At 72.0% G+C, this 20,385-nt stretch carries 19 protein-coding genes; 12 read left to right on the top strand and 7 right to left on the bottom strand.

What is annotated here, in order from left to right; all coding sequences use genetic code 11:
• Positions 1 to 91 precede the first annotated feature (91 nt).
• Genes BUE41_RS24765 through BUE41_RS24775 form a run of 3 tightly spaced genes read right to left on the bottom strand, consistent with a single transcriptional unit; the run spans position 92 to position 2,935 of the window.
• Positions 92 to 1,246: an aminotransferase class I/II-fold pyridoxal phosphate-dependent enzyme gene (locus BUE41_RS24765; RefSeq protein ID WP_073459724.1), complete on the bottom strand. Its 1,155-nt coding sequence runs from the start codon at positions 1,244 to 1,246 to the stop codon at positions 92 to 94.
• The gene (locus tag BUE41_RS24770) at positions 1,246 to 1,737 is read right to left on the bottom strand and encodes an Lrp/AsnC family transcriptional regulator (protein WP_073459725.1); all 492 of its coding nucleotides are present in this window, start codon (positions 1,735 to 1,737) and stop codon (positions 1,246 to 1,248) included. The genes BUE41_RS24765 and BUE41_RS24770 overlap by 1 nt, the downstream gene beginning before the upstream one ends.
• A 10-nt stretch (positions 1,738 to 1,747) precedes the next feature.
• Positions 1,748 to 2,935 carry an aminotransferase-like domain-containing protein gene (locus tag BUE41_RS24775; RefSeq protein ID WP_073459726.1) on the bottom strand — a complete coding sequence of 396 codons (1,188 nt, stop codon included), beginning with the start codon at positions 2,933 to 2,935 and terminating at the stop codon, positions 1,748 to 1,750.
• Positions 2,936 to 3,118: 183 nt separating this feature from the next.
• On the opposite strand from BUE41_RS24775, the gene BUE41_RS24780 reads away from it, so the two are divergent.
• Together BUE41_RS24780 and BUE41_RS24785 are read left to right on the top strand one after the other, a co-directional pair.
• Entirely contained in the window at positions 3,119 to 4,465 is a 1,347-nt protein-coding gene (locus BUE41_RS24780) for a replication-associated recombination protein A (protein ID WP_073459727.1), read from the top strand.
• A gap of 143 nt (positions 4,466 to 4,608) precedes the next feature.
• Positions 4,609 to 5,631 carry a calcium:cation antiporter gene (locus BUE41_RS24785; RefSeq protein WP_084755791.1) on the top strand — a complete coding sequence of 341 codons (1,023 nt, stop codon included), beginning with the start codon at positions 4,609 to 4,611 and terminating at the stop codon, positions 5,629 to 5,631.
• A gap of 3 nt (positions 5,632 to 5,634) precedes the next feature.
• Here the strand turns inward: BUE41_RS24785 and BUE41_RS24790 are convergent, their stop codons facing one another.
• From BUE41_RS24790 to BUE41_RS24805, 4 genes are all read right to left on the bottom strand, one after another.
• Complete coding sequence (locus BUE41_RS24790) at positions 5,635 to 6,243, bottom strand: carboxymuconolactone decarboxylase family protein (protein ID WP_073459729.1); 609 nt, start codon at positions 6,241 to 6,243, stop codon at positions 5,635 to 5,637.
• Between the two features lie 267 nt (positions 6,244 to 6,510).
• On the bottom strand, positions 6,511 to 7,869 hold the full coding sequence (locus BUE41_RS24795; protein ID WP_073459730.1) for an ABC transporter substrate-binding protein: 1,359 nt from the start codon (positions 7,867 to 7,869) through the stop codon (positions 6,511 to 6,513).
• A gap of 11 nt (positions 7,870 to 7,880) precedes the next feature.
• Positions 7,881 to 8,762: a carbohydrate ABC transporter permease gene (locus BUE41_RS24800; RefSeq protein WP_073459731.1), complete on the bottom strand. Its 882-nt coding sequence runs from the start codon at positions 8,760 to 8,762 to the stop codon at positions 7,881 to 7,883.
• Positions 8,759 to 9,712, bottom strand: coding sequence for a carbohydrate ABC transporter permease (locus BUE41_RS24805; RefSeq protein WP_234997555.1), 954 nt, complete (start codon positions 9,710 to 9,712; stop codon positions 8,759 to 8,761). The genes BUE41_RS24800 and BUE41_RS24805 overlap by 4 nt, the downstream gene beginning before the upstream one ends.
• 227 nt (positions 9,713 to 9,939) lie before the next feature.
• Here BUE41_RS24805 and BUE41_RS32535 point away from each other — a divergent pair, with 227 nt between their 5' ends.
• The 10 genes from BUE41_RS32535 (at position 9,940) to BUE41_RS24850 (ending at position 20,369) form a co-directional block, all read left to right on the top strand.
• Complete coding sequence (locus tag BUE41_RS32535) at positions 9,940 to 10,554, top strand: cation:proton antiporter domain-containing protein (protein WP_268794549.1); 615 nt, start codon at positions 9,940 to 9,942, stop codon at positions 10,552 to 10,554.
• Positions 10,554 to 11,519, top strand: coding sequence for a cation:proton antiporter domain-containing protein (locus BUE41_RS32540; protein WP_268794550.1), 966 nt, complete (start codon positions 10,554 to 10,556; stop codon positions 11,517 to 11,519). The genes BUE41_RS32535 and BUE41_RS32540 overlap by 1 nt, the downstream gene beginning before the upstream one ends.
• Positions 11,520 to 11,631: 112 nt before the next feature.
• A complete protein-coding gene (locus tag BUE41_RS24815; protein WP_073459733.1) occupies positions 11,632 to 12,726 on the top strand; it encodes a sensor histidine kinase in 1,095 nt (364 codons plus the stop codon).
• Complete coding sequence (locus BUE41_RS24820; RefSeq protein ID WP_073459734.1) at positions 12,723 to 13,379, top strand: response regulator; 657 nt, start codon at positions 12,723 to 12,725, stop codon at positions 13,377 to 13,379. The genes BUE41_RS24815 and BUE41_RS24820 overlap by 4 nt, the downstream gene beginning before the upstream one ends.
• Positions 13,380 to 13,387: 8 nt before the next feature.
• Positions 13,388 to 14,338: a lactonase family protein gene (locus tag BUE41_RS24825; RefSeq protein WP_159444962.1), complete on the top strand. Its 951-nt coding sequence runs from the start codon at positions 13,388 to 13,390 to the stop codon at positions 14,336 to 14,338.
• 24 nt (positions 14,339 to 14,362) lie between these two features.
• Complete coding sequence (locus BUE41_RS24830; RefSeq protein WP_073459736.1) at positions 14,363 to 15,295, top strand: LysR family transcriptional regulator; 933 nt, start codon at positions 14,363 to 14,365, stop codon at positions 15,293 to 15,295.
• Positions 15,296 to 15,362: 67 nt separating this feature from the next.
• The gene (locus BUE41_RS24835) at positions 15,363 to 15,842 is read left to right on the top strand and encodes a formate dehydrogenase subunit gamma (RefSeq protein WP_073459737.1); all 480 of its coding nucleotides are present in this window, start codon (positions 15,363 to 15,365) and stop codon (positions 15,840 to 15,842) included.
• Positions 15,839 to 17,341, top strand: a complete 1,503-nt coding sequence (locus BUE41_RS24840) for a formate dehydrogenase beta subunit (protein ID WP_073459738.1) — start codon at positions 15,839 to 15,841, stop codon at positions 17,339 to 17,341. The genes BUE41_RS24835 and BUE41_RS24840 overlap by 4 nt, the downstream gene beginning before the upstream one ends.
• Positions 17,338 to 20,154, top strand: a complete 2,817-nt coding sequence (gene fdhF / locus BUE41_RS24845; protein ID WP_073459739.1) for a formate dehydrogenase subunit alpha — start codon at positions 17,338 to 17,340, stop codon at positions 20,152 to 20,154. Before BUE41_RS24840 ends, fdhF begins: the two co-directional genes overlap by 4 nt.
• A complete protein-coding gene (locus tag BUE41_RS24850) occupies positions 20,151 to 20,369 on the top strand; it encodes a formate dehydrogenase subunit delta (RefSeq protein WP_073459740.1) in 219 nt (72 codons plus the stop codon). Before fdhF ends, BUE41_RS24850 begins: the two co-directional genes overlap by 4 nt.
• Positions 20,370 to 20,385 lie beyond the last annotated feature (16 nt).

Genomic DNA, 20,385 nt, shown 5'->3' on the forward strand with positions numbered 1-20,385 from the left:
GCGGCCCGGCGCAGGGCGGCGGTCACATCCGGTTCGAGCTCGAAGCGCTACCGTCGGGGAACGCCGTCGCGCTCGCCGGTGCACCCGGCGGTCAGAGCGACCGGAGGAAGCGGTCGATCCGCACCAGCGCCTCCTCCAGCAGCGGCAGCGCCGTCGCGTACGAGCAGCGCACGTGCCCCTCGCCCGACGGGCCGAACACGCTGCCCGGCACGACCGCGACGTGCTCGGCGTGCAGCAGCTTCTCGGCGAACGTCTCGGAGTCCAGGCCCGACGACCGGATCGACGGGAAGGCGTAGAACGCCCCCTGCGGCTCGGGGCACTCCAGCCCGGTCTCCCGCAGACCCTTGACGAACACGCGCCGCCGCCGGTCGTAGTCGGCGACCATCGCGGTGACCTCGTCGTCGGCGTGGGCGAGCGCCTCCACGGCGGCGAGCTGGGAGATGTGCGGCGCACACAGCATCGTGTACTGGTGCACCCGCACGGCGAGCTCGGCCACCGGCTGCGGCGCGCAGATCCACCCGACCCGCCAACCGGTCATGGCCTGGGCCTTCGAGAACCCGCCGAGCACCACCGTGCGCTCCCGCGCCCCGGGCAGCGCGCCCAGGCAGGTGTGGGTGCCGACGTAGGTGAGTCGGTCGTAGATCTCGTCGGAGACGAGGTAGAGATCGTGCTCCTCGGCCAGCCGCACGAGCCCTTCGAGGGCCTCCCGCGGCTGCACCGCACCGGTGGGGTTGGCCGGCGATCCGAGCAGCACCGCCTTCGTGCGCGGGGTGATCGCGCCCTCGATCGCGGCCGGGTCGATGGCGAAGCCGTCCTCCCATCGGGTCGCCACCCGCACCGGGGTGCCGCCGGCGAACGCGACGCACGGCTCGTAGGCGACGTAGCACGGCTCCGGCACGATCACCTCGTCGCCGGGGTTGAGCAGCACCCGCAGGGTGAGGTCGAGGCCCTCGGACACCCCGGTGGTGATGAGGCACTCGTCCTGCCAGGAGTAGTCGGCGCCGTAGCGCTGCTTCAGCCCCTCGCAGATGAGCTGGCGCAGCTCGGGCAGCCCGGCGTTCGACGTGTAGGTGGTGTAGCCGTGCTCCAGGGCGTAGATGCCGGCCTCGCGCACCCGCCACGGGGTGACGAAGTCCGGTTCGCCGACCCCGAGGGAGATGACGTCGTCCATCTCCGAGGCGATGTCGAAGAACCGCCGGATGCCCGACGGCGGACAGGCGGAGATGACGTCGTTGAGCGGGCGCATCAGGGCGTCACCCGCAGCCGGTGGTCGGGCTCGATCGGGGTGAACGCGACCCCGTCGCGCTTGTAGGTGCGCAGCACGAAGTGCGTGGCGGTCGAGCGGACCCGGTCGATGGTGGACAGCTTCTGCGACACGAAGTCGGAGACGGCGCGGATGCTGCGGCCGGTGACGGTCGCGCGCAGGTCCTGCGTGCCCGACACCAGGTAGACGCTGCGGACTTCCTCGAAGCGGGCGATGCGCTCGGCGACGTCGTCGAACCCGACCCCGCGGGCCGGGGTGAGCGACACGTCGATGAACGCCGTGACCTCCTCGCTGGTGGGGTCTTCGTCGACCTTGTCCCAGTCGATCACGGCACGGTAGCGCCGGATCGCGCCGGACGCCTCCGCGTTCGCGATCGCCGCCCGTACCTCCTCGACGGGCTTGTCGAGCATCGTCGCGATGGTGTCGGGGGAGAGCTGGGCGTCGCGCTCCAGCAGTTCGAGGATCTGCCGCACGACAACGACCCTACGTCGCAGCGACCGGCACGACGGAGGCGAGCCGCCGCACAGCCTCGCGGACCGTGCCCGGCGGGTAGGTCGCGAAGCAGCAGCGCGCCTCGGCGGCGTGCCCACCTGCGGAAACGTCCTCCCGGACGGCGAAGGCGGCGCCCGGCACGTACCCCACCCCTGCGGTCAGGGCGCGGGGCAGCAGCTCGGCCGTGTCGGTGCCGTCGGGGAAGGTCAGCCAGCAGAACATCCCACCGGTGGGTGAGGTGGACTCGACGCCCGGCAGGAGTTCTGCGACGGCCGCGGTGAACGCGGCGGCCCGCTCGGCGGTGGCGGTGCGGACGCGTGCCACGTGACGGGCGAACCACGCGGTGTCGGCGAGCAGCTCGGCGGTGATCGCCTGGGTGAGCGAGGAGGTGCACAGGTCGGTGAGCTGCTTGAGTCGCTCGACCCCGGCGCAGACCTCGGCGGGGCCGGTCAGCCAGCCCACCCGCAGCGCCGGGGCGAGCACCTTCGAGGTCGAGCCCAGCCGCACCACCCGCTCACCGTGCGCGGCGACGGGCCGCGGCGGCCGGCCGTCGAACGCGAGCAGCCCGTACGGATCGTCCTCGACGACGAGGAACCCGTACCGGTCGGCGAGCCCGGCCAGCACCCGGCGGCGCTCCGGCGCGAGCGTGACCCCGCGCGGATTGTGGAAGCTCGACACGGTGTGCACCAGACGCGGCCGCAGCCCGGCGGCGAGCCGGTCGGCCAGCACGTCGACGCACATCCCGTCCTCGTCGAGCGGGACGGGGTGCAGCTCGGCGCCTGCGGCCTGCAGCACCTGCAGCGCGCCGACGTAGCCGGGATCCTCGACGACCACCGGGTCACCGGGGTCGAGGAGGGTGCGTGCGAGCAGGTCGAGCGCCTGCTGCGAACCGGTCGTCACCACCGTCCGGTCGGCGGGGACGGGCCGGCCGAGCCGCTCGCTCTCGTGCGCGGCGAGGACGGCGCGCAGGGCGTCGGTGCCGGTCGTGGGGCTGTACTGCAGGTGTGCGGGATCGGTGAGGGCGCGGGCGGTCGCGGCGGCGATCCGCTCGCGCGGCATCAGGTCGGCGGCGGGCAGGCCACCGGCGAGGCTGAGCACGTCGGGCCGCGCGGTCAGGGTGAGCAGGTCGCGGATGGCCGAGGCGCGGACGGCCCGGGCCCGGGTGGAGAGCAGTGTCATGCGGAGGCACCTGTCGTCAGGGCGGGTGGGGCTCGTCCTGGATCGGCAGGGCGGAGAACGGGGTCCGGGGTGTCGGACAACCCGATGATGCAACGCGTGGTCCCGATATGCGAAACCGATTCCCACGATATGGACATTTGGAGTCGGGGCGGGGCACGATCTCCGCCCTGGCAGGCTGGTCGCATGGATCCCGACGGCTTGTTCGACATCGACGAGGCGCCGCCGACCGCAGCAGGCGTGGACCAGCCCGGCGCGACGGCGCCGCTGGCCGCGCGCATGCGCCCGCGCACCCTCGACGAGGTCGTCGGCCAGGCGCACCTGCTGCGGCCCGGTGCCCCGCTGCGCAGGCTCGTCGAGGGCGGCACGGCGGCGTCGGTGCTGCTCTACGGACCGCCCGGCACCGGGAAGACCACGATCGCGCAGCTGCTCGCCGGTGAGGGCCGGCACTTCGTTGCGCTGTCGGCGCTCTCCTCCGGGGTGAAGGACCTGCGTGCGGTGATCGACGACGCGCGGCGTCGCCGCGATCGGTCCGGTCAGGTCACCGTGTTGTTCATCGACGAGGTGCACCGGTTCTCCAAGACGCAGCAGGATGCGCTGCTGGGCGCCGTGGAGGACCGCATCGTGCTGCTGGTCGGCGCGACCACGGAGAACCCGTCGTTCTCGGTCGTCTCGGCGCTGCTGTCGCGCTCGCTGGTCCTGCAGCTGCAGCCGTTGTCGGACGACGACATCCGGGTGCTGTTGCGCCGCGCCGTGACCGACGAGCGCGGCCTGGCCGGCGCTGTCGAGCTGCGCCCCGATGCCGAGGACGCGCTGGTCCGGCTGGCCGCCGGTGACGCCCGCCGGGCGCTCACCGCGCTGGAGGCCGCCGCGGACGGCGTCGCGGGCACGGACGGCACCACCCTCGACGTCGAGGCGGTGGAGCGCGCGGTCACCGAGGCCGCGGTGCGCTACGACCGGCAGGGCGACCAGCACTACGACGTCATCAGCGCGTTCATCAAGTCGATCCGCGGCTCGGACCCGGACGCCGCTCTGCACTACCTCGCCCGGATGCTGGTGGCGGGGGAGGACCCGCGGTTCATCGCGCGCCGGCTGATGATCCACGCGAGCGAGGACATCGGCATGGCCGATCCCACGGCGCTGCTGGTCGCGACCGCCGCTGCGCAGGTCGTCCAACTGGTCGGCATGCCGGAGTGCCGGCTCGCGCTCGCTCAGGCCACCCTGCACCTGGCCACCGCGCCGAAGTCCGGTTCGGTGATCCAGGCGATCGACAAGGCCATGGCCGACGTGCGGGCCGGGGCGGTCGGACCGGTGCCGCCGCACCTGCGCGACGGGCACTACGCCGGGGCGCAGAAGCTCGGCAACGCGATCGGCTACCGCCACCCGCTGCTGGACCCGTCCGGCGTGCTCGCCCAGCAGTACCCGCCGGACGATCTCGTCGGGAGGAACTACTACGAGCCCACCGCCCGGGGCGCGGAGCGGGCGGTTGCCGAGCGGCTGCCGAGACTGCGGCGGATGGTGCGCGGCGAGTGACGCGCCCGGGCACCATCTGATCGCCCGATTCGACCGATTCGTGATCGACGTGTGACAGCCTTGGCGGCGTGCACGCACCGCTGACGCTCCGGACCGTCGCCACCCCGATCGCCGCGCTGGTCGCTCTGGTGATCGCCTTCGGCATGGAGCTGCCCGGTTGGGCCGTGGCGGTGGTGGCGATCGTGCTGGTGGCGGCGGTGCTGATCGCCGTGCACCACGCCGAGGTGGTCGCGCACCGGGTGGGGGAGCCGTTCGGGTCGCTGATCCTCGCCGTCGCCGTGACGGTGATCGAGGTGGGGCTGATCCTGTCGATCAGCGCGTCCGGCGGCGAGGAGGCGGCTTCGCTCGCCAGAGACACCGTCTTCGCCGCCGTGATGATCACCTGCAACGGCATCGTCGGGCTGTGCCTGCTCATCGGCGGTATCCGCCACCACGTGGTGTCGTTCCAGGCTGAGGGCTCCAGCGGGGCGCTCGCGGCCGTCGTGACGCTCGCGACGCTGTGCCTGGTGCTGCCGACGTTCACCACGACGTCGGAGGGTCCGACGTTCTCCGCGTCCCAGCTGGTGTTCGCCGCGATCGTCTCGCTCGTGCTGTTCGGCGTGTACGTGTTCGTGCAGACGGTGCGCCACCGCGACTACTTCCTCCCCGTCGACGACGACCCGGACTCGGCCGACGATCTCGACCACGACGGCCACGTCGATCCGCCGTCGAACCGGACGGCGCTGATCAGCCTCGGCCTGCTGGTCGCGTCGCTGGTGGCGGTGGTCGGGCTGGCGAAGACCATCTCGCCGACGATCGAGGAGGGGGTGCGGGCCATCGGGGCGCCGCTGACGGTCGTCGGTGTGGCGATCGCGCTGCTCGTGCTGCTGCCGGAGACGCTCGCCGCGGCCAGGGCGGCCGGGCGGGACCGGCTGCAGACCAGCTTCAACCTCGCCTACGGCTCGGCGTTGGCCAGCATCGGCCTGACGATCCCCGCGATCGCCGTGACGTCGCTGTTGTTCGAGAACCCGCTGCTGCTGGGTCTGTCCGGCACCGAGGTGGTGCTGCTCGCGCTCACGGCCCTCATCGGCTCGCTGACCGTCCTGCAGGGCACCGCGATCGTGCTGCAGGGCGCGATCCACCTGCTGTTGTTCGCGTCGTTCCTGTTCATCGCGCTGCAGCCGTGAGGCTCACCGGTTCGCCGACTGCAGCTGCGCCAGCCGCGCCTTGAGGGCGTCGTCCTTGTTCACCGCGTCGTGCGCCCCGTCCGGCTGGACGCCGGTGGCCAGCGCGATGCGGTTCATCGTGCCGACCATGCGGCACAGGTGCGCGATCCGCGCCTCGGTGGCGTTCATCGGGCCGGTGTCGCCCGCCACCAGCGCGAGCGTGCGCTCCACCCAGATGACCTCGGCGTGCAGGCCGGACTCCTCCAGCAGCCCGCGCAGCCGCACGGTGAGCTCCCGGCGGGACAGGTCGCGCCACGACGCCAGCGTGCGGGCGTCGACGGGGAACAGCCGCCCCTCGTCCCGCAGGTAGATCAGCTCCAGGGCGTGCGCCCGACCGTAGGCGCAGTACGTGCAGCCGTTGTAGAGCGAGATCGTCAGTGCCGCGAGGTGGGTGCGGATCGGGCCGAGCACGTACAGCGTGACCAGGAAGCGCGGGAAGTTCGCGGCGAACCACATCACCGCCCGCGCCGCGCCCATCTCGGCCACCATGGCCGGGATGACGTCGGGCGTGAAGCCCCACATGGAGGTGCACATGCGTCCGATCAGCCGGATGACCAGATCCCCGCCACGCATTTCCCCGACACCCTTTCCCATGGACGGAAGGGACTGTACGCCGCAGCGGGCCGGGATGGAGCGTCATCGGGCGACAGGTGAGGACGAAGCGCCGAACGGCACCCTCCGTGCCCACCCGGATGCGGTGTGCGCACCCCTCCGGGTACGCAACGAACGGCACTTTCGTCCACTCCGAGTGGACGAAAGTGCCGTTCGTTGTCCAGTGGTGAGGTCCGGCGGCGGGCGCGGGGACCCTCCGAACGTGCGGGCCGGCCCGGCCTCCTGGGCTCACAGGTTCGGCTTGACCTGCGTCTCGTAGATGTTGTTCAGCGTGGCCTTGAGCGCCTGCATGGTCTCGGTGACGTCGGCCTGCTCGTTGAGGATCTTCGCCGCGGCCTTGGCCATCTCACCGTCGCCGCCGGGGAAGAAGACGCGGGCGTTGTCCTGCGGCCGGGTGACGGCCAGCTGGTCGATCGCGACCTTCGCCTGCGGGGTCTTGGTGACCAGCTCGTCGATGTTCGCCGAGTTGCGGATCGGCAGGTACCCGGTCTCCTGCGAGAACAGGATGCAGTTCTCCGGTGAGGTGAGGAACTTGATGAACTGGGCCGCGGCGAGCTGGTTCTCCTTCGGGATGTTCTTCGGGATGCCCAGCCCGGCGCCGCCCGTCGGGCACACCGGCTTGTCGACCTTGGAACCGCCGGGCAGGAACCCGACGCCGACCGGGAACTGCGCGGTCCGCAGCACACCCGCGAGCGAGCCGGTGGAGCTCACCGTGGCTGAGACGGCGCCCGCGGACAGGTCGTTGGCCTGGTCCTTCGCCGAGACGCCCGCCCAGCCGCCGGGCGCGGCGGCCTGCTTGAGGAACTCCAGCGCCGAGACCGACTCGGGCGAGTCGCAGATGACCTCGAAATCGCGGCTCCAGCCGCCGCCCTCGCCCCACAGGTTGTTCTGGAACGTCCAGCCCGCGTAGTCGGCGAGCGCGGGCATCTGGAACGCGTGCTGCGCACCCGTATCGGCTGCTTGCAGCCGCGGCGCCCACTCGGCGAACTCCTGCCACGTGGTCGGCGCCCGGTCGGGGAGGCCGGCGGCCTGCCAGTGGTTCTTGTTGTAGTAGAAGAGCGGGGTCGAGCGCGCCCACGGGATCGCCCACTGCGCACCGTTGTACTGGTAGTCCTTCACCAGGACCTCGCGGTAGTCGCTGAGGTCGATGCCGACCGCCTCGATGACCGAGTCCAGCGGGATGATCGAGCGCTGCATGTAGTAGCGGAACCACCACACGTCCGACAGCACGACGAGGTCGGGCACCTGGCCGCCGGTCTGGGCGGTCTGGAACTTCTGCGCGATCTCCTCGTAGTTCTGCCCGGCGTTGACGAGGTTGACCTTCATCCCCGGGTTGGCCGCCTCGTAGGCGTCGATGATCTGTTGGGTGACGGGGCCGGAGCTACCGGGGTTGTTGCTCCAGAAGGTGATCGTCTTGGCCGGGGTGACCCCGGTGAAGTCGACCTGCTCGACGGCCGCCGGGCCGCTGCCCGGCGCGGTGACCGTGGGACCGCCGCAGGCCGCGACGGCTGCCGCGGCCCCGGCCATGCCCGTCAGGCGCAGGAACCCCCGACGGTCGAGTTCGGGCATGCGGATCGAACCGGTCATTGTCGTTCCCCCTAATCCTTGACCGCGCCCTGGGTGAGCCCGGCGATGATGTAGCGCTGGAGTGCGACGAAGACGATGAGGACGGGCACGATGATCGCGACCGAGCCCGCCATGAGCAGGGGATAACCGAGCGCGCTGGCCTCGCTGTTGCGCAGCGTGTTGAGCCCCACGGGCAGCGTCATCATCGACGGGTCGGTGATGATGATCAGTGGCCAGAGGTAGTCGTTCCACTCGAAGACGATGCTGACCAGCGCGACGGTGGCGATCGTCGGCGCGGACACCGGCACGACGATCTGCCACAGCCTGCGCCAGTGGCCGGCGCCGTCGATCTCGGCTGCCTCGGTGAGCGACTTCGGGATCGACAGGAACTGCTGGCGCAGCAGGAACGTGCCGAACCCGGTGCCCAGCCCGGGCAGGATGATCCCCCAGTAGGTGTTGACCCCGCCGAGCTGGCTGATCAGCAGGAAGTTCGGCAGCATCGACACCTGCGGCGGCACCATGAGCGTCACGAGGATGCCCGCGAAGATCACGTTCTTGAACGGGAACTTCACGTACACCAGCGCGTACGCGGTCATGATCGCCAGCAGCACCTTGATGCCCGCCCCGATGACGGTGACCAGCACCGAGTTGAAGAACAGCCGGACCAGCGGGATGCGCTTGGCGGCCTCGACGTAGTTGGTCGGCGCGAACGACTCCGGGAACAGCGTCGGCGTCGTCGTGATCAGCTCGGCGGGTGACTTGAACGACGACAGCACCATCCACAGCAGCGGCAGCGCGACGATCAGCACCACCACGACGATCGCGACGTACGAGCTGAGCGCAGCCGACCACAGGTTGCGCGGGGACAGCGGGTGCCCCTGCGGCGGGGCGGGCTTCGGGAGCGTGACCGTCATGCGTAGTGCACCCGCCTCTCCACGTACCGCAGCTGCACGATGGTGAGGACGACCAGCAGCACGAACAGCACCACGGCGACGGTCGCGGAGTAGCCCGCCCGGTTGAACTGGCCGAACGCCTGCAGGTAGACCTCGTAGATCAGGGTGGTGGTGCCGTTCCCCAGCGGGGTCATGATCTGGATGATGTCGAAGGCCTGCAGCGAGGCGAGCACGCTCGTGATCAGCAGGAAGAACGTGATCGGGGAGAGCAGCGGCCACACCACCGACCAGAACGTGCGCCAGCTCGACGCCCCGTCGAGCGCGGCGGCCTCCAGCAGGTCCCGGGGGATCGCCTGCAGCCCCGCGAGGTAGATCACGGCGGCGTAGCCCATGTTCTTCCAGACGTAGACGATGATCACCATCGCGAGGGTGAGGTTCGGGTCGCGGAACCACTCCGGCCCCGGGAGCCCGATCGCCCGCAGGATCACCCCGAGGATCCCGATGGCCGGGTCGAAGATGAACAGCCACACGAGCCCGACGCCGACGCCGGAGAGCACGTAGGGCGCGAACACCGCCGCCCTGGCCAGCCCGACGCCGCGGACCGGCCGGTTGAGCGCGAGCGCGATGATCAGCCCGAGGACCATCGACCCACCGACCGTCGCCACCGTGAAGATCGCGGTGACGCGCAGGATGTCCAGCGTGTTCGGCGAGGTGAAGAACTCGACGTAGTTGCCGATGCCGACCCAGGTGGCGCTGGCCGACCCGAGCGTCCAGTTGAGCATCGAGTACTGGATGTTCTGCAGCACGGGCCGGTAGCTGAAGATCAGGATCAGCAGGATGTTCGGCCCGGCGAGCGCCAGGAAGACCCAGAAGTCGTGGCGTTCGCGGGGCCCGAACCGACGTCGTCTCGGCTGCGCTTCCGTAGCGGGGACCTCACCCATCGGTGCGTGGCCCGGCCGCGCCGCGGACACCGACAACGGCTGACCTCCTCATGATCGACCGCCGGTCACCGGCGCCTCGCGAATCTGGCAACCGCGCGTGATCGGCCGGTGATCAACAGGCGGAAGCTACACCAACAACGCAAGTACATGGGGTGTCGCAACAGACGCGTTATCCCGGGTGACCCCTTTGGTGGAGTCGCCGGTCCGGTAGGTACCCCGCCGAACGGCCGGTGCTGGATGCGCCCGATCATGGGCAGATGGAGGCGATGGTTCTCGTCGTCGGGCTGATGCTCGGCGCGGTGGTGCTCGTGGGCATCGGGGACCGGCTGCGGCTGCCGTGGCCCGCGCTCATGGTCCTGCTCGGCGCGGCGGTGGCGGTGATCCCAGGTCTGCCCGACGGCGTGGACCTCGATCCCGAGCTGATCCTGCCCCTGTTCCTGCCGCCGCTGCTCTACGCGACGGCGCAGCGCACGTCGTGGGCGATGTTCCGGGCCCGCTGGCGGACGATCGTGCTGCTGGCCGTCGCGCTGGTGGTGGCCACGATCGCGGCGGTGGCGGGCGCGGCGTGGCTGCTCGTGCCCGGCATCGGGCTGACCGCTGCGGTGGCGCTCGGCGCGATGGTCGCGCCGCCGGACCCGGTCGCGGTCGAGGCGGTCGCCGGGCGCGTGCGGATCCCGCGGCGGCTGCTGTCGGTGTTGCAGGCCGAGGGCCTGTTCAACGACGCGACGGCGCTGGTCGTCTTCCAGGCCGCCGTGCTCGCCACCGTGGAGCGGCACACGCTCGTCGGGGGCGAGCTGATCCTGTCGTTCGTGGCAGGCGCGCTCGGCGCGATCGTCCTCGGGATCGTGGTGGCCTGCTCGCCCGCCGGCTGATGGACCGGGTCGACGACACCGTCGGGCGCAGCGCGCTCACCCTCGTCCTGCCCTTCGCGGTGTACGTCGCGGCCGAGGAGGTGCACGCCTCGGGCGTCGTCGCCGTGGTCGTGCTCGCGCTTCAGCTGCGCTCCTCCGTCGGCCCCGACGAGTCGGCCGAGCGCCTGGTGCAGCGGTCGTTCTGGAGCGTCGTGGAGCTGCTCGTCACCGGGATCGCGTTCGGACTGATCGGGCTGGAGCTGCGCGGGGTCGTCGACGCCGCGGGCGAGCGGCTCGGCGAGATGCTGCTGCACGCGCTCGTGGTGGTCGCCGTGGTGTTCGCGGTGCGGGCCGTGTGGATGGCCGGCGCGCTGGTGGCGATCCGCTCGCGGCCGATCGACGCGACCGGCGCTCCGCGCACCGGCCGCGAGGCCGTCGTGCTGACCTGGTGCGGGATGCGCGGGCTCGCGACCCTCGCACTGGCCCTGTCGATCCCGCACGCGCTGGCCGACGGCAGCGAGTTCCCCGCCCGCGTCGAGATCGTCCTGATCGCCTGCACCGTGCTCGTCGCGACGCTGCTCGTGCCCGGGTTCACCCTGCCCGTGCTGGTCAAGGCGCTCGGGATCGCGGGCGACGCCGACGCCGAGGAGCAGGCCGAGCGGGAGATCACCCGGCGGGCCCGGGAGGCGGCGCTGCGCACGCTGGCCGAGTTCCGCGCCGAGGCACCGCCCGAGCTGGCGGAGGCTCTGGACAACCGGTTCGCCCGCTTCGGCGGGTTGCTGCGCGGGGACCCGGAGACCGAGGAGGACCGGGCCCGGCTCGCCACCGTCAAGAAGGCGCGGGACCTGCTCACGCGGGTGCAGGCCGAGGCGCTGGCCGCTGCCCGGGCCGAGGTGCTCGCCGCCCGGCGGGAGCCCGGCACCGACCCAGAGGCCGCCGACCGCGTGCTCCACCGGCTGGACCTGCGGTCCGTGCTGCTGGACTGACAGCGCTGCTGGATCCACAGTGCTGCTGGATCCACAGTGCTGCTTGCTTGCATGCGGAACCGCCGGCCTGTTCTGCGTTGACCACTCCAGCTCGGCGTTCCAGGCTGGCGCCGTGAGACGACCCCTCGCCGCGCTGACCCTCGCGGCGTTCCTGACGTACGCCTTCGAGGCCACCGCGGGTCCCGACGCCCTGTACGCGACCGGCGTCGGCCTGCTGTACACGGTCGTGGCCATCGCCGGCTACCTGTGGCTCGACACGAACCGGCACCGGCGGGTGTGGGCGATCGCGTTCGTGGTGTGGCAGCTCGCGATCTCCTACGCCGCGTTCGGCCTCGAACCCGGCACCGGCTCGACGCTGCTGATCTGCGTGCTGGTGGCGCAGACCGTGCAGCTGCTGGGGGTCGTGCCCGCGGTGGTGATCGTGCTGATCGCCCCGCTCATGCACATCGGGATGGACCTGGGCGCCGGGTTGCGCGCCGCGGCGGGCACCGTCCTCGCCGGCGCGTTCACGCTCGTGATCGTCCTGCTCTACCAGCGGGAACAGCAGGCGCGCACGGAGCTGGCTGAGGCCCATCGGCAGTTGCGCGGCTACGCCCGCCAGGCTGAGGAGCTCGCGACCACGCGCGAGCGCAACCGGGTCGCCCGCGACATCCACGACGGGCTCGGCCACCACCTCACGGTGGTCCAGATGCAGGTGCAGGCCGCGCGCGCCGTGCTCTCGGCCGACCCGGCCCGCGCCGACGCCGTGCTGGCCAAGGCCCAGCAGCAGACCGGGGAGGCGCTGGGCGAGGTGCGTCGGTCGATCGCCGCGCTGCGCGAGCCGCGGGAGCGGGCGCCTCTGCCCGAGGCCGTGGTGGAACTGGTCGCCGAGGCGTCCGCGGCCGGGATCACGACCGGACTGGAGCTGGCCGGCACCGTCCGCGAGCTCGCCCCCGAGCGCAGCGAGGCGCTCTACCGGGCCGTCCAGGAGGGGCTCACGAACGTGCGCAAGCACTCCGGTGCCGACGCGGCCAGCGTCCGGCTGGACTTCACCGCACCCGGCACCGTGACCGTCGAGGTGCACGACGAGGGCCGCGGCACTGTCGGCGGCGAACCCGGCTACGGGCTCGTCGGGCTGCGGGAGCGGGCCGAGGCGCTGGGCGGCACGCTCGAGCACCGCTCGGAACCCGGATCCGGCACGACGCTGCGCATGGCGGTGCCCGGATGAGTGTGCGCGTCCTGCTCGTCGACGACCAGGCGCTCTTCCGCGAGGCGCTGTCCGTGCTGCTCGACGTCGCCGAGGGCGTCGAGGTGGTCGGCGAGGCCGGCAACGGCGCCGAGGCGCTCGAGCGGGCCGCCGAGCTGCGGCCGGACGTGGTGCTGATGGACCTGCGCATGCCCGTGCTCGACGGCATCGCAGCGACCCGCAGGATGCGCGCCGAGCAGCCGGATGTGCGGGTGCTGGCGCTGACCACGTTCGACGACGACGCCGAGGTGTTCGCCGCCCTGCGCGCCGGCGCCGTCGGTTACCTGCTGAAGGACGTCAGCTCGGCGCGGCTGGTCGAGGCGGTGCAGGCGGCCGCTCGCGGCGAGTCGGTGCTGCAGCCGTCGGTCGCGGCGAAGGTCGTCGCCCGCATCGCGGGCCTGCCCGACGACCCGGACGCGGCACCCCGGCCGCAGCCGCTGGTCACCCCACTGTCGGAGCGCGAGCTGGAGGTGGTGCGGCTGCTCGCGCAGGGACGCAGCAACCGGGAGATCGCCGCCCAGCTGTTCCTCGCCGAAGGGACGGTGAAGAACCACGTGACGAACGTGCTGACGAAGCTGGGCGCCCGCGACCGCACCCAGGCGGCGCTGCGCGCACGGGAACTGGGGTTGGTGTGACCACTGTGGTGAGCACCGTCCTGCTCGGCACCTACGCCGACGCGGTGTTCGAGACCAGGTTCACCGGCACCCGGCTCGACGCCGTCCGGCAGGTGATCACCGCACCGGCGCCGTCGTTCGTCGCCGCCCACCCGGCCACCGGGGTGCGCTACGCCGTCGCGGAGGTCGAGCACGGCGCGGTGTCGGCGTTCGCACCGACCGGCGAGCTGCTCGCCACGCTCCCCTCCGCTGGCTCGTACCCGTGCCACGCCCTGGTCGCCGGCGCGCATCTGTGGGTCGCGAACTACGGCGACGGCACCGCCGCGGTGGTCCCGCTCGGCCCCGACGGCCGCTTCGCCGGATCGCCGCGGCGGCTGCCGGGCGCCGGATCGGGGCCCGACGCGGACCGGCAGGAGGGCCCGCACGCGCACAGCACCACCGCCGTCGACACCGAGCTGTGGGTGGCGGACCTGGGTGCGGACCTGCTGCGCCGGTTCCGGGACGAGGCCGGGGAGCGGGAGGCCGAGCCGGTCCGGATGCCCGCGGGATCCGGGCCCCGGCACCTGGCCGTGCTCGCCGACGGCACCGTGGCGGTGTCGACCGAGCTGGACGACGGCCTCGTCCTCGTCCGCGACGGCACGGTGGTGGTCCGGGTCCCGGCGACGGGAACGCCGCCGCCCCCGGGCGGCCGCAACCAGCCGTCGCACGTCGCGGTGGTGGGGGAGCTGCTGGTCGTCGCGGTGCGCGGGGCCGACGTCCTCTCGGTGTTCCGCGTCGGCGCCGACGGACCGGTGCACCTCGCCGACTCCCCGGTCGGCGGCGCGTGGCCGCGGCACTTCGCCGCCGTCGGCGATCACGTGCTCGTGGCGTGCGAGCACTCCGACGAGGTCACCGCCCTGGCCCTGGACCAGGCCACCGGCCGGGCGAAGCTGATCGGGTCGACCCCGGTCCCGGCCCCGTCCTGCGTGCTGCCGCTGTAGTGGGGACGCTCCTAGGATCATCGGATGTTGCTGCGCCGCCTGGAGTACCTCGCCGCGCTGGCGCGGGAACGCCACTTCGGCCGCGCCGCCGCGGCCTGCCACGTCTCCCAGCCCGCGCTGTCGGAGGGGATCCGCAGGCTGGAGGCCGAGCTGGGCGTGCAGATCGTGCGCCGGGGCCGCAGCTTCGAGGGGTTCACGCCGGAGGGGGAGCGGGCGGTCGCGTGGGCGCAGCGGATCGTCTCCGACGCGGGTGCGCTGCGCGCGGACCTGCGCAGCATGCGCGGGGGCCTCACGGGCACCCTGCGCATCGGGGCGATCCCGACCGCGCTGACGGTGACCTCGCTGCTCACCGCGCCGTTCTGCGATCGCCACCCCCAGGTGACGGTGTCGATCGAGTCGTTGTCCAGCCGGGAGATCGTGCACGGGCTCGCCGAGTTCGAGCTCGACGTCGGCATGACCTACGTCGACGGGGAGCCGCTGGGGGCGGTCCGCACGATCCCGCTGTACGGGGAGCGCTACCTGCTGCTCACCCCGGCCGACGGCCCGTTCGCGGACCGGTCCGAGATCGGCTGGGCCGAGCTGGTGGACCTCCCGATGTGCCTGCTGTCGCCGGTGATGCAGAACCGCCGGATCATCGACCGCAACTGCACGGAGGCCGGTGTGACCGTTCTGCCGCAGGTGGAGGCGGACACGATCTCGGTGCTCTACGCCCACGTCGCCACGCGCCGCTGGTCGACCGTGATCGCGCACACCTGGCTGCACATGTTCGGGGTGCCGGAGGGCCTGCGGGTGATCCCGATGGTGGCGCCGCGGCGGCTGCACCGGGTGGGTCTGGTGCTCACCGAACGGGAACCGGAGCCCATGCTCGCGCGCGCTCTCGTGGACGTCGCGCGGCGGCTCGATCTCCGCACCCAGCTGGACGCGCTGGTCGCGCGTTACGTAGGCGAACCTTCATAGGCGACGCTTATCGAACCATCGGCACCCGCGCTTTGACCTGCGCAGTTCCGCTTGGGACAGTGGAGCAATGACGAGCGTGACGCCTCCTCGCACCGCTGCGGAGGAGTGCGCCCGGGCGGCGCTGGCGGAGCACGGATCGGAACGTGGGCCGCTGCTGCCGGTCCTGCACGCGGTGCAGGAGAAGCTGGGCTGCATCCCCCGCGACGTGATCCCGGTGATCGCCGACGGGCTGAACCTGTCGATCGCGGAGGTGCACGGCGTCGTCACCTTCTACAAGGACTTCCGCTCCACGCCGCCCGGCCGCACCACGGTCCGCATCTGCCGCGCGGAGGCCTGCCAGGCCCGCGGCGCGAACGCGCTCGTCGAGCACGCCAAGCGGCAGCTGGGTGTCGAGTTCGGTGAGACCACCCCGGACGGCGCGGTGACCCTCGACGAGGTGTTCTGCCTGGGCAACTGCGCGCTCGGCCCCGCAGTGCAGGTGGGCGAGCGGTTGCACGGCCGGGTCAGCCCGCCACGCTTCGACGCGCTGCTGGGGGAGCTGCGATGACCCGCGTGTTCGTGCCCCGCGACTCGGCGGCTCGCTCGGTCGGCGCCGACGAGGTGGCTGCGCTGCTGGAGCGCGCGGGCGGCGAGGTCGTGCGCACCGGGTCGCGCGGGATGCTGTGGCTGGAGCCGCTCGTCGAGGTCGAGACGCCGGACGGCCGCGTCGGCTACGGGCCGGTCGCCCCCGAAGACGTCGACGGGCTGGTCGCCGCCGGCCTGCTCGACGGCACCGCGCCGGGTCTGGGCCTGGTGGAGGAGCTGGAGTGGATGCGCCGCCAGCAGCGGCTGACGTTCGCCCGGGTCGGCGTGGTCGACCCGCTCTCCCCGGACGACCACGAGGCCCACGGCGGCAACGCCGGGCTGCGCGCCGCGCTGGCGCTGCCCCCGGCTGAGGTCGTCGGCGCCGTCACCGAGTCGGGCCTGCGCGGCCGCGGCGGCGCAGGGTTCCCGACCGGCATCAAGTGGAGGACCGTGCTCGACGCCGAGTCGGAGCTGAAGTTCGTCTGCTGCAACGCCGACGAGGGCGACTCCGGCACCTTCGCCGACCGCATGCTCATGGAGGGTGATCCGTTCACCCTCATCGAGGGCATGACGATCGCCGCGCACGCCGTCGGGGCGCGCGAGGGCTACATCTACATCCGCTCCGAGTACCCGGACGCGATCGCGACGATGCGCGCCGCGATCGCCGCGGCCCGGGAGCGGGGCTGGCTCGGCGAGCGCGTCCTCGGCTCCGAGCTCTCCTTCGACCTGCACGTGCGCGTCGGAGCCGGTGCCTACATCTGCGGCGAGGAGACCTCGATGCTGGAGAGCCTCGAGGGCAGGCGCGGGCAGGTGCGCGCGAAGCCGCCGATCCCCGCGATCCAGGGGCTCTTCGGCCGGCCCACGGTCGTCAACAACGTGCTGTCGCTGGCCGCCGTGCCGTGGATCCTCGCGCACGGCGCGGCCGCCTACGCCGAGCTGGGGGTCGGGCGCTCCCGCGGCACGAGCGTGTTCCAGCTGGCTGGAAACGTCGCCCGCGGGGGCATCGTCGAGACCGCCTTCGGCGTCACGCTCGGCGAGCTGGTCAACGACTTCGGCGGCGGCACCGCCAGCGGCCGCCCGGTGCGCGCGGTGCAGGTCGGCGGCCCGCTGGGCGCGTACCTGCCGGTGTCCCAGTTCGACCTGCCGCTGGACTACGAGGCGTTCGCCCAGGCCGGGGCGATGGTGGGGCACGGCGGCATCGTCGTGTTCGACGACACGGTGGACATGGCCGCGATGGCTCGGTTCGCGTTCGAGTTCTGTGCGGAGGAGTCGTGCGGGAAGTGCACGCCCTGCCGCATCGGCGCCGTCCGCGGCGTCGAGACGATCGACAAGATCCGCGCCGGTCAGGACCGGGAGAAGAACCTGGTGCTGCTCGACGATCTCTGCACGCTGATGACCGACGGCTCGCTGTGCGCGATGGGCGGACTGACCCCCATGCCGGTCCGCAGCGCGGTGCAGCACTTCGCGGAGGACTTCCGATGAGCCTGCTCAAGGAACCCGACTACGGCACCCCGGCTCGGCCGGGAGCGGCGACCGTGGAGGTGACCGTCGACGGCGTCCCGGTCACGGTCCCCCCGGGCACGTCGGTGATGCGGGCGGCGAAGGAAGCCGGCATCGACGTGCCGAAGCTGTGCGCCACCGACTCGCTGGAAGCGTTCGGCTCCTGCCGGCTCTGCCTCGTCGAGATCGACGGCGTGAAGGGCACCCCGGCGTCGTGCACCACGCCGTGCACCGACGGGATGGTGGTGCGCACCCAGACCGAGCGGCTGGCGAAGCTGCGCCGCGGAGTCATGGAGCTGTACATCTCCGACCACCCGCTGGACTGCCTGACCTGCTCCGCCAACGGTGACTGCGAGCTGCAGGACATGGCCGGGGTGACCGGGCTGCGCGAGGTCCGCTACGGCTCCGGCGTGGACGCCGGCGCCAACCACATGGACCTGCCCACCGACACCTCCAACCCGTACTTCCAGTTCGAGGCGTCCAAGTGCATCGTCTGCTCCCGCTGCGTGCGGGCGTGCGACGAGGTGCAGGGCACCCTCGCGCTGACGATCGAGGGCCGCGGCTTCGACTCGAAGGTCAGCCCCGGCGGCACCGACTTCCTCTCGTCGGAGTGCGTCTCCTGCGGCGCCTGCGTGCAGGCCTGCCCCACCGCGACGCTGCAGGAGAAGAGCGTCGTCGATCTCGGCATGCCCACCCGCACCGTGATCACGACCTGCGCGTACTGCGGCGTCGGCTGCTCGTTCAAGGCCGAGCTGCGCGGTGACGAGCTGGTGCGCATGGTCCCGTACAAGGACGGCGGCGCCAACGAGGGCCACAGCTGCGTGAAGGGCCGTTTCGCGTTCGGCTACGCGACCCATCCCGACCGCGTCCTCACCCCGCTGATGCGCGAGTCGATCGCCGACGAATGGCGCGAAGCCACCTGGGATGAGGCGATCTCGTTCGTGGCTCGGCGGCTGCGTGAGATCCAGGCCGAGCACGGGCCCGGCGCGATCGGTGCGATCACTTCCTCCCGCTGCACCAACGAGGAGGTCTACGTCGTCCAGAAGATGGTGCGGGCGGCGTTCGGCAACAACAACGTCGACACCTGTGCGCGGGTCTGCCACTCGCCCACCGGCTACGGGCTCAAGCAGACGTTCGGCACGTCGGCGGGCACGCAGGACTTCAAGTCGGTCGCCGACGCGGACGTCATCATGATCATCGGGGCGAACCCGACCGACGGCCACCCGGTGTTCGCCTCGCGGATGAAGCGCCGGCTGCGCGAGGGCGCGAGGCTGATCGTGATCGACCCGCGGCGCATCGACATGGTGCGCTCGCCGCACATCCGGGCCGACCACCACCTCGCGCTCGCCCCGGGCACGAACGTCGCGATCATCAACGCGATGGCGCACGTCGTGGTCACCGAGGGGCTGGTCGACGAGGAGTTCGTCGCGGAGCGCTGTGAGGGCTTCGAGGAGTGGGCCGAGTTCATCGCCCGGCCGGAGAACAGCCCGGAGGCCGTCGAGGCCGAGACCGGGGTGCCGGCCGCCGACGTGCGCGCCGCCGCCCGGCTCTACGCCACCGGCGGGAACGCCGCGATCTACTACGGACTGGGCGTCACCGAGCACAGCCAGGGCTCCACGATGGTGATGGGCTTGGCCAACCTGGCCATGGCCACCGGCAACATCGGCCGCTCCGGCGTCGGGGTGAACCCGCTGCGCGGCCAGAACAACGTGCAGGGCTCGTGCGACATGGGTTCGTTCCCGCACGAGCTGCCCGGTTACCGGCACGTCGGCGACGAGTCGGTGCGCGACATCTACAACGAGCTGTGGGGCGTCTCCATCCTCGACGAGCCCGGGCTGCGGATCCCGAACATGTTCGACGCGGCCCTGGACGGCACGTTCCGCGCGCTCTACGTGCAGGGTGAGGACATCGCCCAGTCCGATCCGAACACCCAGCACGTGCACGCCGCGCTCGCCGCGATGGACCTGGTCGTCGTGCAGGACCTGTTCCTCAACGAGACCTCCAAGTTCGCGCACGTGCTGCTGCCGGGCACGTCGTTCCTGGAGAAGGACGGCACGTTCACCAACGCCGAGCGGCGGATCAACCGGGTCCGCCCGGTGATGGCACCGCGCACCGGCAAGCACGAGTGGGAGATCGTCTGCGAGGTCGCCCAGGCCATGGGCTACCCGATGCGGTACTCGCACCCGAGCGAGATCATGGACGAGATCGCGCTCACCACCCCCACCTTCGCCGGGGTCAGCTTCGCCAAGCTCGACGAGGTGGGCAGCGTGCAGTGGCCGTGCAACGAGAAGGCCCCGCTGGGCACGCCGATCATGCACGTGGACGGGTTCGTGCGCGGCAAGGGCAAGTTCATCGAGACGCCGTACGTGCCCACGCCGGAGCGCAGCACCCGCAAGTACCCGCTGATCCTGACCACCGGCCGGATCCTCACGCAGTACAACGTGGGTGCGCAGACCCGCCGGACGGCCAACACCGTCTGGCACCCGGAGGACGTGCTGGAGCTGCACCCGCACGACGCGGAGGTGCGCGGCATCTCCGACGGCGACGTGGTGCGGCTGTCCAGTCGGGTCGGGCAGACCACGCTGCGCGCGGTGATCTCCGACCGGATGCCGGTCGGGGTCTGCTACACGACCTTCCACCATCCCGTCACAGGAGCGAACGTGGTGACGACCGAGCACTCCGACTGGGCCACGAACTGCCCGGAGTACAAGGTCACGGCCGTGCAGGTGGAGCTGATCACCAGCGGCAGGGGCGCGGAGGCGGGGCTGGCCGCGGTCCCGGTGGCGGGCGAATGACCGGTACGGTTCCGCCGCCGGTCCGCCTCGCCGGCGACATCGCCGCCCAGTTCCGGCACAAGCCGCTCGACCAGGCCGCGGCCGCGGTCGCCGAGCACATCCGGATGTTCTGGGAGCCCCGGATGCGCCGCGCGCTGCTGGCCGAGGTCGACGCCGGGACCGTCACCGATCCCGTGGTCGTGGCGGCGGCGCAGCGGCTGCGCGGCGGAGGGTGACCGGCGGACGTACGGT

It is taken from the genome of Pseudonocardia thermophila (assembly GCF_900142365.1).
GTDB classification, from domain to species: domain Bacteria; phylum Actinomycetota; class Actinomycetes; order Mycobacteriales; family Pseudonocardiaceae; genus Pseudonocardia; species Pseudonocardia thermophila.